We start from the raw sequence: 13,868 nt of genomic DNA, 5'->3' as shown, positions 1-13,868 counted from the left end.
CCATAATTAGGAATATATCCATAATTTTGGATTAATTACATATCCTGATGAATTTTGAACGTATAAAGGAAAAATTGAATATTCTTGCGGATGCCGCCAAATACGATGTTTCGTGTTCCAGCAGTGGTAGTAATAGAAAGAATAAGGATAAGGGGCTGGGCAATGCCAGCAACGGTATCTGTCATAGTTATTCAGAAGACGGCAGGTGTATCTCTCTTTTAAAGATATTATTGACCAACCATTGTATCTATGACTGTGCCTATTGTGTTACTAGAAAGAGCAATGATGTAAAACGTGCTGCTTTTAAAATTCAGGAAGTGGTGGACCTGACCATAAATTTTTACAGAAGAAATTATATCGAAGGTCTCTTTTTGAGTTCAGGTATTTTTAAGAATGCTGATTATACGATGGAGAGACTTATTGCAGTGGCCAAAAAATTAAGGGAAGAGGAAAATTTTAATGGATATATTCATTTAAAGTCGATTCCCGGAGCTAGTGATGAATTGATGTATGAGGCCGGATTATATGCGGACCGCTTGTCGGTAAACATTGAAATCCCCACAATATCCGGCCTTAAACTTTTGGCACCTGATAAAAAACACGAAGATTTTGCAAAGCCCATGCGCAAGGTGAAGGACGAAATTCTGCGTTATCAAGAAGAAAAAAAGCGAATAAAAAGTATACAGGCATATGCACCGGCTGGGCAAAGTACCCAGATGATAGTGGGTGCAACAGGGGAATCGGACAAAGACGTGATGTATTCCGCAACCCATTTTTACAAAAAATTTCATATGAAGCGGGTCTATTATTCCGGTTATGTTCCGGTTTCCCATGACAGTCGGTTACCGTCTATCGGAACACAGGTACCTATGTTACGGGAAAATAGATTATATCAAACAGATTGGTTGTTACGTTTTTACGGTTTTGCCGTTAATGAAATCCTTAATGATGAGCATCCCAATCTGGATATGGACGTTGATCCAAAATTAGGGTGGGCCCTAAGAAACCTTCAATATTTTCCCGTGGACATCAATAAAGCGGACAAATCTCTTTTGGCCCGTATTCCTGGCGTGGGAATATCCTCGGTACATAAGATTGTAAATGCAAGGAAGTTCAGGAAATTGGATTGGGATCACTTAAAGAAAATGGGGGTTGCACTAAATAGGGCCAAGTATTTTATTCATTGTGACTCAAGGTACTGGGAAAGAAGGGATTTGGATGCGGAACGTATAAAAGGGATGATTTTAAGTACGTCCTATGGAAAATTTAGAGGTCAATATAGCAATCAATTATCACTTTTCAACTGAATAGGGGCTTATGGAAACAACAAAAACATTTATTTACGACGGAAGCTTTAATGGATTTTTAACCGCTGTTTTTTCTGGATTTGAGCAGCGACTAGGGTCTGTGGACATTCAAAAGGATCGACTTGTTCAAAATGGATTGTTTTCTGAAACAGAAATCATCTTTACAAACGTAACAACAGCTAAAAGGGTATGGAACGGAATAAAATCTAAAAGTAGCAATGCCATTCGTAACATATATTTTTCCTTCCTTAGCGGAGAAGAGGGTTTGGAGCCCCTACTCTATCAATACATTCGCAAGTTAATGGGTTCTAAACAATCTATGGAGAAGAATTTTTCTGATACAGCCATTCTAAAAATCAATCAGATCGCCCAAAAGGTCAATCGGGAAAAACACCGTATGGAGGCATTCGTACGATTTCAACTTACCAAAGACGGTATTTATTTTGCAAATATTGAACCGGACTATGATGTACTTCCCTTGATTTCCAGACATTTTAAAAATAGATATGCAGATCAGGAATGGATAATCTACGATCTTAAGAGAAAATATGGTTTATACTATGACTTGAGCGGGGTTGAAATTATTACTATGGATCTGTCCCAGGAGCTTGTAAATGATATAGGAAAAAGTCACTTGTTGACAGATGGTGAATACGACTATCAAAATTTGTGGAATAATTATTTCAATAGTACCAATATCAAATCCAGAATTAATAAAAAACTACACACACAGCATGTACCCAAACGTTATTGGAAATACCTTAGTGAAAAGAAGGAAGCAGTTTAAACACACTTTAGATTTGAATTGGTTTAATGAATGATTAAGTCCATTTGATTCATAAGTAATTTTAAATATACATCACCCAAATAATAATCAGTTTCTATTAGTTATATTGTAACTTGATATTCTTTTCTTAAAATAGAAATTATGATTTCCAAAACACCATTTGTAAGTTTCCTTATTCTTTCAATTCTCGTGTTATCTTGTAATGAAACACCAAAAACTACTGCTTCATTACTCATCTACGGTGGTCCTATTTATACCGTAGATTCCATTCAGCCTATGGTGGAAGCTGTTGCCGTTAAAGAAAATAAAATTCTATTTGTTGGGAGTTTAGCCGATGCGGAAAAATATAAAGGAGATATAACAAAAGTTATTGACCTAAAAGGTAGAACCATGGCACCTGGCCTAATTGAGGGTCACGGTCATTTTATGGGTTTAGGTTATAATGAGTTGAATTTGGACCTGATGAATACAAAGAGTTATCAGGAAATTGTAGATGCAGTGGCAGAACAAGTAAAGAAAGTGGCTCCGGGTGAATGGATAACGGGAAGAGGCTGGCACCAAAGTAAATGGGAGGAAATGCCAAGTGATACGGTAAATGGTTTTCAAACCCATGATTTGTTAAGTGAAGTATCACCGGATAACCCCGTTTATTTGAGACATGCAAGTGGTCATGCAGGTTTCGCCAATGCAAAAGCCATGGAAATTGCTGGTGTTTTGGAACTTTCAAAGGACGGAGTTGATAAATTGGAGGTAGAAGGTGGTGAAGTAATGCGAGATGGTTTAGGAAGACCAACTGGTATTTTTAATGAGCGAGCCATGTCTTTAATTACCCAACACATTCCAGAAACTACTCCAGAAAAGAATATTCAGGCCTTTAAATTGGCTATTAAGGCTTGTCACGAAAATGGAATTACAGGTTTCCACGATGCGGGTATTGGTAAAGAGACTATTGAACTTTATAATCAGATGAAAAGTGAGGGTGAAATGAACGTACGTATGTACGCTATGTTGACTGGTTGGGACAAAGAGCTCCTGAAGGACTGGTATGCAAAAGGCCCAAGTATTGATGAGGATAATCTATTTACTATTCGCTCCGTAAAATTAAATTGCGATGGAGCATTAGGGTCAAGAGGTGCCTGGCTTTTGGAGGAGTACACGGACCGACCTGGGCATTTTGGGCATGAGACCCTCCCAATGGAGTTTGTAAAAGAAACTGCTCTAAACGGATTGCAACATGGTTTTCAAGTATGTTCCCATGCCATTGGTGATCGTGCAAATAAAGAAATATTGGACCGTTACGAAGCTGCGTTTACGGAATTACCCGAAATGGCGGAGAATCATAGATTTAGAATTGAGCATGCGCAACATTTACACCCCGATGATATTCCACGCTTTGCCCAATTGCAGGTAATTCCGGCTATGCAAGCGGTGCATATGTCATCGGATAGACCTTGGGCTATTGATCGTCTGGGTGAGAAGCGGATAAAAGAAGGAGCTTATATGTGGCAATCCTTATTGAAATCAGGAATCCCTATTGTTAACGGCACCGATGTACCCGTGGAACCGTTAAATCCGATTGCCAGCTTATATGCAAGTTTTACACGGAAAACTTTGAAAGGAACCCCGGAAGGAGGCTATGAACCTGAGCAAAAAATGACGCGTGAGCAAGCACTACGATCCTATACACTTGATGCCGCCTATGGTGCCTTTGAAGAAGAAATCAAAGGTTCCATCTCCCCAGGCAAGTTGGCCGATTTCACCATATATAACCAAGATTTGATGACCGTGCCTGAAGATGATTTTTTAGGGACCGAAATCGACATGACCATTTTCAACGGCAAAGTTGTGTATGACAAATCGAAATAATAAATGCTTTAAGGTTCATTATACGATATTGCACAAGTTGCTTGCTTCATGCAATGATGGTATTGTTTGAAGTTTAAAAAATTATCCTAAATCTACTTTATGCTTTTTTCGCCGATAAAATGGTCACTCTTATTTTTAAAAAGAACATTGAACGTTGTTAGACTGCCATAAATTCTCGTAATGTATTGCTGTAAATCAATCTTTTCCTGGTCGTCCAAATTCTTGCTGGAATTGATTTTTTGCTCCATTACCCTAATCCTATCCCGTACCATGACTATTTTATGAAAAAAGGTATCAATAGGGATTTCCTTGTTGCTTAAACCTGTTTCCCCTGGTTCCAATATGAGATTGCCACCTTTCCACTTGTCCGCGATAGCCACTTGTTCCGTAACATCGCTCCATCTTTTTAAAATGTTCATTAGTGAAGTCTCCACTTCCAAAAAACTTACCGTGTCCACATCATTCTCCAAAGCTTCAATAACTTCAAAATCATCATTAATATAGATAGTTTCGAGTCCCTTTTCCATGAAGGTCACCCAATAATGTTTGGAAGAAACATTGGTAACCACTCCAAATCCATACTCGCTATGTTTAATACGAGAGCCTATTCCCAATAATTGCATAGTGTTTTTTTAATTTTGAAAGCTAAGGTAGTACCAATGACATTTTTCAGCAAGGAAAAATTCTTTGAATCAAATAAAAAATTGAAGCATATTTATGCTAGTTGTTAATCTAAGGAACTTCCATTACATTTAAACACTGTAAAATCTATGCCCTATGAAATACCTAAAATGGTTTGTGCTTGTCGTCATCTTGGCGACTGCCTGTAAGGAGGAAGCAAAAAAGAGCGAAATCGTGGAAGAAAGGAATCCCGTTAAATTAAAAGCATTGATTCTGGACGGACAGAACAATCATTATGTTTGGCCCAAGACTACGATGATGATGAAAGATTATTTGGAGGAAACCCAATTATTTGATGTTGATATACATCGTATGGACTCCGTTTGGTTGGGTATAAAATATAATGAATCGAGACCTGAATCGTATACTTTTTATATTGAAAAGTACCCCTTGGATTCCACCAAGTACGGAGTGTCTTCCAAGCCTATCAAAACATCTATGTTTTCCATGGATTTTGAACAGTATGATGTCATTATCTCTAATTTAGGTGCAGACTCTCCCCTATGGCCCGAAGCCACGAGAAGTAATTTCGAAAATTATATTTCCAATGGTGGTGGATTTGTGGTAGTTCATGCCGCCAATAATGCATGGGGCGAATGGGATGAATTCAACAAGATGATCGCCCTTGGAGCTTGGGGAGGTCGTGACGAAAGTACGGGTCCTTATGTGTATTATAACGATGCCGGAGAAGTGGTAAGGGACGATTCAGAAGGGGTCTGTGGTTCGCACGGACCGGAATATGAGTTTGAGCTCACCAATCGGGCACCGGAACATCCTATTATGAAAGGAATACCCAGCAAATGGTCACACACTCAGGACGAACTGTACGAACGTATGCGAGGTCCTTTTGAGAATGCCACTATTCTTGCAACCGCCTATGCCGATGTGGAAAAGAATGCACCGCCTTGGAACCCGAACGTAAAAGGTCTTGGACAACATGTACCACAATTAATGGCCATTGAGTATGGCGATGGACGTGTTTTTCATACCACCTTGGGACATTTTGATTATTCCATGGAAGGTGTAGGGTTTATCACCACGTTACAACGAGGTGCCGAGTGGGCGGCAACGGGTAAGGTAACACAACCCATCCCTAAAGACTTTCCAAAAGAGAATGAAACATCCTCAAGAAAATGGAAGGGCTAATTAGTAGATTCTTGGTCTGGTTGGCTTATCGGGTCGGTTTGGCATCCCTCTTTCCGTCTGGTATCGATTAAATATATAATTTTCCACGTGCCTTCTTGCTTCAGTAGTTGAAAGGAATTTACCCCACAGTGGCTGAATTTATTTTTATACCAAAACTCATAGGGTGTCCAAGCATTGGCCATCGCACCATCGACCTGTATGGAATAATCCAATAGCTTTTCCTGAAAGCTTACCGTATCGGGAATGCTTACAATAGAGCGAATCATATCCTTAATATTTTCCGTTTTTAAGATGGTCTTTCCTTGCTTATCGGTACCAATGGTCTGCAATACAACATCTTCACGAAGAACATTCGCCATACCGATAGAATCCTGTGTATGGAAAGCTGTAAAAAAATCATCTACCGTTTTTCTTACTGCCGTTTCTTCGTTGGATTGTGCCGGCAGAACCATGGAAATAAACGGAAACACAAATAGCATTAATTTTTTTAGCATCACTCAAATAAATTTTGGTTGGCTAAAAATAATGATTATGACCCATACAGAGACCAAAGCAGGGAAATCTTCGTAAAAAATTTCTCAACAAAACTCATTACTTTTGCCCAGACTAAAAAGGAAATATATGTCTACCGCAAAAAAGGAATACAAGAGAGTAACGGTCAAGTCTTTGGTCGAAATGAAAAGCAATGGTGAAAAAATATCCATGCTAACGTCCTATGACTACTCTATGGCAAAAATTGTGGATGCGGCAAAAGTTGATGTCATTCTGGTGGGTGATTCCGCTAGCAATGTAATGGCCGGTCACGAAACCACTTTGCCCATTACCTTAGATCAAATGATCTATCATGCATCTTCGGTAATTAGAGCGGTAGAAAGAGCCTTGGTTGTGGTTGACCTGCCTTTTGGAAGTTATCAGAGCGACCCAAAGGAAGCATTAAGGTCTGCCATCAGAATCATGAAGGAAAGTGGGGCCCACGCGGTAAAAGTGGAAGGCGGGCTGGAAATTAAAGAATCGGTAAAACGTATCTTGGCTGCTGGAATTCCCGTCATGGGCCATTTAGGTTTGACCCCCCAATCCATTTATAAATTTGGAACGTACACAGTAAGGGCCAAGGAAGAGGAAGAGGCCCAAAAATTGCTTGAGGATGCCGCCATGTTGGAGAAATTAGGTTGCTTTAGTGTAGTCCTTGAAAAAATACCGGCAGCTTTGACCAAAAAAGTGTCGGAACAATTGACCATACCTACCATTGGAATTGGCGGGGGAAAACATGCTGACGGACAAGTTTTGGTAGTACATGACCTCTTGGGAATGACCCATGAATTTAATCCAAGGTTTTTAAGGCGATACATGAACCTTTATGAGGAAATGGGCAACGCCATATCCAACTATGTCAAGGACGTAAAAAGTATGGACTTTCCCAACGATGAGGAACAATATTGATTATTATGACTTTGTCCCTAAGAAATAAAGTGCTTTTTAGCAGGCTTGTAATCATATTTCTGGTGCTTCTCAATATAGGCTGTGACCAGGTGTCTAAAAGGGTTGTACGTGAAAATGTATCACATCGGGAATATATTCCTCTGATTAAAAATCATTTCATTCTTACCAACGTAGAGAACACTGGGGCCATGTTGGGATTTGGAGCCAACTTCCCTCCTACCCTTAAACTCATTTTGTTTCAAGTTTTGCCCTTTGCTGTTTTACTGGTTTTACTGTATAGAATGCTAACGAAAATCCATACCAACAAATGGATGATTATGGCATTTGCTTTTGTAATTGGTGGTGGTATAGGTAATTTAATCGATAGAATTGCACTAGGATCGGTTACCGATTTTTTTCAAATCCGTCTAGGTTTTTTTAAAACAGGTATTTTTAATATGGCAGATGTTGCAGTTACCACCGGGGTGCTGCTTATTTTGTTTCTTGGGCTTGTTGGAAAAAAAATTACCATTTAAAGTGTATGGGAGCTTTTGAAAAGGTAATATCCACCCCTAAAAATCTCCAAGTATTATATGAGGACAATCACCTTATCATTGTCAATAAAAGGCCAGGGGATATTGTTCAAGGAGATAAAACCGGTGATTTACCTTTGAGTGAAGTCGTTAAACAATACCTTAAGGAAAAATACCAAAAACCTGGTAATGTATATTTGGGCGTGGTGCACCGTTTAGACCGTCCTACATCCGGATTGGTGGTTTTTGCAAAAACCTCCAAAGCCCTACCTCGATTGAACAAACTTTTTTCGGATAAAAAGGCGAAAAAAACCTATTGGGCAATAGTTAAGGAAGCACCACAAAAAATCGAGGGGACATTAACGCACTGGCTTAAAAGGAATCCGAAACAAAACAAATCTTATGCCAACGACAGGGAAGTACCCGACAGTAAAAAAGCTATACTCCAGTATCGAATTCTAAAAAAGTTGGACTCCTATTATTTATTGGAAATTGATTTAAAGACAGGGAGGCATCACCAAATCAGATCGCAATTATCCGCCCTTGGGCACCCTGTTAAAGGAGATTTAAAATATGGTTTCCCTCGAAGTAACAAGGATGCCAGCATTCATCTCCATGCACGTAAACTTGAATTTGAACATCCCGTTCAAAACAAACCCCTTTCCATCTTGGCCCCCTTGCCCAAAGACCCTATTTGGGATGCCTGTTCCTAGATTTTGTACATTAGGATTTTTAAACACTAAACCATGTATAAGAAAATCAGTATACTTTTCATATTCGTTCTTTTCTATAGTTGCGGTACTTATAATTCCATCGATACCTTTTATAATGCCCATAAAAATGATGATCAGGTAACCGCTGTAAGGGTGCCACAGTTCATGTTAACTTTAATCAGTGGTATTTCCCCAGAAATGCAATCCCTGATCGGAAATACTAGGGATTTAAGATATATGCAGTTTCCTAGTGCTACGCCGGCCAGAACGCAGTTTTTAAATCAGCAAATGAATGGCATTACGAGTAATTCTTTTATTGAGGTGTATAGAAAGAATGACAATTTAAAACGAAATGTAGTTTCCATCAGGGAAAAAAGAAACAGTGTAAAGGAAATCTTAATTTATAACAACAATGCAGAATCTGCCTCCTTTCTTTATTTCAATGGCGATTTTGACCCTATAAAAGTTAGGGAAATGGCACGGAACAACGAGTTTGAAACGCTAGGAAACAATGTTATGAACGAGTACCTTCCAAATATTAATCCGAAGAACTGACCTTCTTCCTTTTTGAGGACCTAAAGCTTTCAATAATCACGGAACTAAGAATCAATACTCCGCCAATTAAGGTAGTGTTTTTAGGAATTTCGTGTAGAAATATCACCCCGATTACTATACCATAAATTGGCTGCACACTACTTAGTATACTTACCGTAGTTATACTAAAATGTTTGAATGTCATAAGAAAAAGGCTATGTCCAATTGCCGTGGTAATCACTCCTAAGGCCAAAAGCCCTTGCCAATTTTCCAATATATTGGTTGGGGTCGTGAAAAATAATGCGGGTAACATGAGTAGGGCTATTGTTCCTGTTTGATAGACCATTAGGGTAGTCCCTTGATATTTTTCAACTTTTAATTTCAAAATGATGTTTCTTAGTGCGTAGGCGATAGCAGAAATCAATCCCATTAAAATTGCCAGAGTGCTCGAGTCCTTTAAACTAAAATGGGGGCTTAAGAAATAGATACCCAACAAAACCAAAGCACCAAGCAAAAGATGCATTTTTTGAAGCTTTGTTTTTAACAAGATTGGTTCTAAAAAGGCCGTTATCACCGGATAGGTAAAAAGGGATAACATTCCAATGGCTACATTGGACCATTGAAGGGCATAAAAGTAAAATAGCCAGTGGGAGGCCATTAAGACACCGGTAAGTAAAATAACGGGCAAATCCCTTTTTTTTACGTTCAACGAAATTTTTCTAAACCTGCAGAAAAGTAATAAGAGCACAAAAGCTATGGCACCACGTATTCCAGTTGTTACGGGTACCGATAAATCCACAATTCTTCCCAAAGGACCGGATGTCGCTATAAACAACATGGCTAGGTTGATTTCCAATAATTGGGAAGCATGGGTTCGGTCCATAGAAGATGTCCTTACTTACCTGGTCTGTTTTAATGCTTTTTCTCTAATGATTTCCGAAACCGGTTTGTTTTCCAAGTGGCTCTCTAACCATGAAATAATGTCAAGGTAAAGAAAGGCACGTTTTTCATAGGGATGGTCCTCATATTTTTTGAGTTCGGTGTGGAGCTTTTTAAATTCATTTTTTAATTCATTGGGATAAATTCCGCCCAAATTCCGTAAAAACTTTATCATTTCCTTTTGTACCGCATGCATATCGTTCATTTTTAGCAGGAACTTATAGGTACTTTTTAATTGTACCTCCAAATGGTAGTCCATGCCCGCTTCATAATGCGCCACCAAACTCAAAACCCTAGCAAAGCACATTAGGTCTTCACGCATTTTAAGGTTTTTATTATTGATGATTTTTTTAAGGTAAACAATGCAGGTCTTATTATCACCGATTCCAAAATACAGGCAAGCAATTTTATAATAAAGTACCATTACGTGATGCGCATCTATACGGTCCTTATGCTTATTTATACCATATTCCACGATTTTTACGAGATACAATCCTTTTTCAAAAGTACCTTCCAAAAAATGCAGGTTCAATTTATTTGCATTCAAATAGAGAAAGGCAAGCGAGTTTATATTGTCATTATTAGGAAAATTCTTTTCCTGTATGACACCCTCCATTTTTTGAAGTGTTTCCCTAAATTGCGAACTATATTTTACGTAAAAAAGAGATTCCAATAAGTAATGATTGCCCTTTAGAAAAAACACGGGATTTAAATAGATCATTTCCTTGTAATCATAGAATAGATCTACCCATTTACTGGCATATTTATAAGAAGAAAGAAAATCCTGGATTAAAAAACTATACCATAAGTGGGCCTTATAGAGCCATAATTTCTCCCTGAACCCTAGCTTTTCAATATCAACCTTGGGCAAGTGTTTGGAAAAATAGTGCTTTACTTTCTGTAGGTCCTCATCGCTCCTAACATATCCTACCTTTAGCATCATGCTATATAGTTGCAACGAAAGATTGGATAGCTTGCTGGTCACAACATTTTGTCCGGATAGTTCCTTTGCCTGTAAGGCAAGTTCGTCTGCCCTATCAGGAATACTCCGGGTAATGTATTGTGTTTCAATAATTTTTTCAAACTCTACAATTTCATAGGCGATGTTCTTTTCCTCGTTTTCTATGGCTGTGGATTTGGCTTTGTCCAAAATTTTAAGACTTTGCTTGTAAAGTCCTTTTTGATAGAGAATAGTTGCAAAATCCAACTGTTCCCGTATTTGAACCCGAATGTTTTGGTTGACAGGATTAAGGCGAAGACTGACTAAAATCTGTTTATATAGATGGGCCTTCAGGTTGGAAAGTTGCGCTTTCTTAACTATTCCGCTGGAAAGTATTACTTTTTCATCGTATCGCTTAATTTTGTCCAGAAGATTGAAAAGTGCAAGGAACTTGGCATCGGTATTCACACCTAAACGACCCACATAAAGCTTAAATTGACGCTTTTCTGATTTTGAGAGCGATTTTACCAAAACGAACAACGCATCTTTATGAGCACTTGTCATCGTAAAAATATATGTTTAAATTATTGTAAATCAATTGATTGATATTAGCGAAAAGTTAATTAACATTGTAAATGTTCTAACAAAATTTGCTTTTTTCGTTATCAGGGTTATATATTCGTTTAACTAGCTAAAACTACATAAATATAATGAGCAAAGATATAGTACAAATTTTTGATACTACACTTAGGGATGGCGAACAGGTTCCAGGATGCAAATTGGACATGGAACAAAAGTTAGTGATAGCTGAAAGATTGGATGAACTGGGTGTTAATATTATAGAAGCGGGGTTTCCTATTTCTAGCCCAGGTGATTTTAAATCTGTGGAAAGTATTGCCAAATTGGTTAAGAATGCAACGGTATGCGGATTGACCAGAGCGGTTAAAAAAGATATCGAAGTGGCGGCAGAAGCCCTTAAATATGCAAAAAAACCTAGAATACATACAGGAATCGGGACTTCGGACTCCCACATTAAGCATAAATTCAACTCGAATAGGGATGCCATCATAGAAAGGGCCATAGAAGCCGTAAGTTATGCAAAGACCTTTGTTGAGGATGTTGAGTTTTATGCGGAAGATGCCGGCAGAACGGATAACGAATTTTTGGCACGGGTTTGTGAAGCAGTCGTGAAAGCTGGTGCTACAGTTTTAAATATTCCGGATACCACAGGGTATTGTCTGCCCGAAGAATACGGTGCTAAAATGAAGTATTTGAAGGAAAATGTCAAAGGTATAGATAAAGCTATTCTTTCCTGTCATTGTCATAACGACCTAGGATTGGCCACGGCCAATTCCATAGCAGGGGTAATCAACGGTGCCCGACAAATAGAGTGTACCATCAATGGAATTGGGGAGCGTGCCGGAAACACTTCCTTGGAGGAAGTGGTAATGATCATGAGGCAGCATCCAAGTCTAAATTTGGATACCACTATTAACAGCCAGTTACTCTTTGATACCAGCAAAATGGTCTCCAACAAAATGGGTATGGTTGTGCAGCCAAATAAGGCCATTGTAGGTGCCAATGCATTTGCCCACAGTTCAGGTATTCATCAAGACGGGGTCATTAAGAACAGGGAAACGTATGAAATTATTGATCCTGCGGATGTAGGGGTAACGGAATCCTCTATTGTTTTGACCGCTAGAAGTGGTAGGGCCGCCCTTGCCTATCGTGCAAAACTAGTTGGCTATGAGCTAACCAAAATCCAATTGGATAAGGTTTATGAAGAATTTCTAAAGTTTGCAGATAGAAAAAAGGAAATTCTTGATGAGGATATTCACGATATTGTTGAAGCGAGCAAGGTAAATCTTCAAAGTATAAGTTAACATGCGTTTGGAAATAGCTGTACTTGGAGGGGATGGTATTGGCCCGGAAGTCGTTGCCCAATCCCTAAAATGCCTGCGCTCGGTTGAAGAAACTTTTGGTCATTCCTTTAAATTCAAGAAAGCGCTTATAGGTGCTGAGGCTATTGACAAAAAAGGGACTCCCTTGCCCGAAGATACTTTAAAGCTCTGTAAAAATTCCGATGCTATTTTATTTGGAGCCATAGGTATGCCAAAATACGATGGTAATCCAGATTCTAAAATTTGGCCGGAACAAGGTTTACTGAGACTGAGAAAGGAATTAGATCTTTTTGCCAATATACGACCGGTTAAAGTGTTTCCCGCATTGATCAAACAATCTCCTTTAAACAAAAAGTTGATAAAACATACTGATTTGGTCATTTACAGGGAATTGTCCGGTGGGATTTATTATGGAAACAAGTCCATGGATTCAGGTACCAATATCGCTACCGATACTTGTTCGTATTCTGAGGACGAAATCAGTAGAATAACGCATTTGGCTTTTAAAGCGGCCAAAAATAGAAGAAAGAAGGTCACTTTAGTGGATAAGGCTAACGTACTGGAAACTTCCCGTTTATGGAGAAGGGTCGTAAGGTCCATTGCAAAAAGCTATCCCGAAATTGAATTGGAAACTTTGTTTATAGACAATGCAGCCGTGCAGATGATTCTTAACCCCTCACAGTTTGACGTTATCCTGACGGATAACATGTTCGGTGATATATTGTCGGACCAAGGTAGTGTCCTAGCAGGATCTATAGGTCTTCTACCCTCGGCCTCAGTTGGAACGGAACATGCCATGTTTGAACCAATACATGGGTCCTATCCTGATGCTAAGGATAAAAATATAGCCAACCCGGTGGCCGCAATTTTAAGTGCCGGTATGCTTTTACAGCACTTTAAACTTAATGAAGAAGCCGATGCCCTTGTCGCTGCTGTTTTAAAATCGTTCTCAAAAAAAATCGTTACTCCGGATATTATGGGAAGTAGTAAGTATGGAACCAATTATGTGGGAGATTTTATTGCGGACAATATCATGGAACTGGACGATAATTTCAATATGAACGATGAGAATATAGACTTGGGAAAGTCTACCATCATTTAA

The 13,868-nt window shown here is 38.8% G+C and carries 14 protein-coding genes; 10 read left to right on the top strand and 4 right to left on the bottom strand.

Annotated features, from left to right (window positions below; all coding sequences use genetic code 11):
• Positions 1-47: 47 nt before the first annotated feature.
• The 3 genes from CJ263_RS18445 (at position 48) to CJ263_RS18435 (ending at position 3,960) form a co-directional block, all read left to right on the top strand.
• Positions 48-1,307, top strand: coding sequence for a putative DNA modification/repair radical SAM protein (locus CJ263_RS18445; RefSeq protein ID WP_094998621.1), 1,260 nt, complete (start codon positions 48-50; stop codon positions 1,305-1,307).
• 10 nt (positions 1,308-1,317) lie between these two features.
• A complete protein-coding gene (locus CJ263_RS18440) occupies positions 1,318-2,094 on the top strand; it encodes a TIGR03915 family putative DNA repair protein (RefSeq protein WP_094998620.1) in 777 nt (258 codons plus the stop codon).
• 141 nt (positions 2,095-2,235) lie between these two features.
• Entirely contained in the window at positions 2,236-3,960 is a 1,725-nt protein-coding gene (locus CJ263_RS18435; RefSeq protein WP_094998619.1) for an amidohydrolase, read from the top strand.
• 92 nt (positions 3,961-4,052) lie between these two features.
• Here the strand turns inward: CJ263_RS18435 and CJ263_RS18430 are convergent, their stop codons facing one another.
• Complete coding sequence (locus CJ263_RS18430; RefSeq protein WP_094998618.1) at positions 4,053-4,583, bottom strand: hypothetical protein; 531 nt, start codon at positions 4,581-4,583, stop codon at positions 4,053-4,055.
• A gap of 154 nt (positions 4,584-4,737) precedes the next feature.
• Between CJ263_RS18430 and CJ263_RS18425 the strand changes: the two genes are divergently transcribed.
• Entirely contained in the window at positions 4,738-5,787 is a 1,050-nt protein-coding gene (locus CJ263_RS18425; protein ID WP_094998617.1) for a ThuA domain-containing protein, read from the top strand.
• On the opposite strand, the gene CJ263_RS18420 is transcribed toward CJ263_RS18425, so the two are convergent.
• Positions 5,784-6,281 carry a Cif family virulence factor gene (locus CJ263_RS18420; protein ID WP_094998616.1) on the bottom strand — a complete coding sequence of 166 codons (498 nt, stop codon included), beginning with the start codon at positions 6,279-6,281 and terminating at the stop codon, positions 5,784-5,786. The two genes, CJ263_RS18425 and CJ263_RS18420, sit on opposite strands and share 4 nt — an antisense overlap.
• A 127-nt stretch (positions 6,282-6,408) precedes the next feature.
• Here CJ263_RS18420 and panB point away from each other — a divergent pair, with 127 nt between their 5' ends.
• From panB to CJ263_RS18400, 4 genes are read left to right on the top strand one after another with little or no spacing between them, the layout of a single operon-like run.
• The gene (gene panB, locus CJ263_RS18415) at positions 6,409-7,227 is read left to right on the top strand and encodes a 3-methyl-2-oxobutanoate hydroxymethyltransferase (RefSeq protein WP_094998615.1); all 819 of its coding nucleotides are present in this window, start codon (positions 6,409-6,411) and stop codon (positions 7,225-7,227) included.
• Between the two features lie 5 nt (positions 7,228-7,232).
• Complete coding sequence (lspA, locus tag CJ263_RS18410; RefSeq protein WP_094998614.1) at positions 7,233-7,742, top strand: signal peptidase II; 510 nt, start codon at positions 7,233-7,235, stop codon at positions 7,740-7,742.
• Between the two features lie 5 nt (positions 7,743-7,747).
• Positions 7,748-8,452 carry an RluA family pseudouridine synthase gene (locus CJ263_RS18405; protein WP_094998613.1) on the top strand — a complete coding sequence of 235 codons (705 nt, stop codon included), beginning with the start codon at positions 7,748-7,750 and terminating at the stop codon, positions 8,450-8,452.
• A 33-nt stretch (positions 8,453-8,485) separates the two neighbouring features.
• A complete protein-coding gene (locus tag CJ263_RS18400) occupies positions 8,486-9,007 on the top strand; it encodes a DUF4252 domain-containing protein (protein WP_094998612.1) in 522 nt (173 codons plus the stop codon).
• On the opposite strand, the gene CJ263_RS18395 is transcribed toward CJ263_RS18400, so the two are convergent.
• Both CJ263_RS18395 and CJ263_RS18390 read right to left on the bottom strand, forming a co-directional pair.
• Entirely contained in the window at positions 8,991-9,869 is an 879-nt protein-coding gene (locus CJ263_RS18395; protein WP_229702435.1) for a DMT family transporter, read from the bottom strand. The genes CJ263_RS18400 and CJ263_RS18395 overlap by 17 nt on opposite strands.
• Positions 9,870-9,884: 15 nt before the next feature.
• A complete protein-coding gene (locus CJ263_RS18390) occupies positions 9,885-11,429 on the bottom strand; it encodes a hypothetical protein (protein ID WP_094998611.1) in 1,545 nt (514 codons plus the stop codon).
• A gap of 146 nt (positions 11,430-11,575) precedes the next feature.
• On the opposite strand from CJ263_RS18390, the gene CJ263_RS18385 reads away from it, so the two are divergent.
• Both CJ263_RS18385 and leuB read left to right on the top strand, forming a co-directional pair.
• Positions 11,576-12,748 (top strand): 2-isopropylmalate synthase, encoded by a 1,173-nt coding sequence (locus CJ263_RS18385; RefSeq protein WP_094998610.1) that lies wholly within the window; start codon positions 11,576-11,578, stop codon positions 12,746-12,748.
• A 1-nt stretch (position 12,749) separates the two neighbouring features.
• On the top strand, positions 12,750-13,868 hold the full coding sequence (gene leuB / locus CJ263_RS18380; RefSeq protein ID WP_094998609.1) for a 3-isopropylmalate dehydrogenase: 1,119 nt from the start codon (positions 12,750-12,752) through the stop codon (positions 13,866-13,868).

Source organism: Maribacter cobaltidurans (genome assembly GCF_002269385.1).
In the GTDB taxonomy this organism is placed as follows: domain Bacteria; phylum Bacteroidota; class Bacteroidia; order Flavobacteriales; family Flavobacteriaceae; genus Maribacter; species Maribacter cobaltidurans.
The sequence above is the reverse complement of the archived record's forward strand: the minus strand, read 5'-3'. Positions and strand labels throughout refer to the sequence as shown.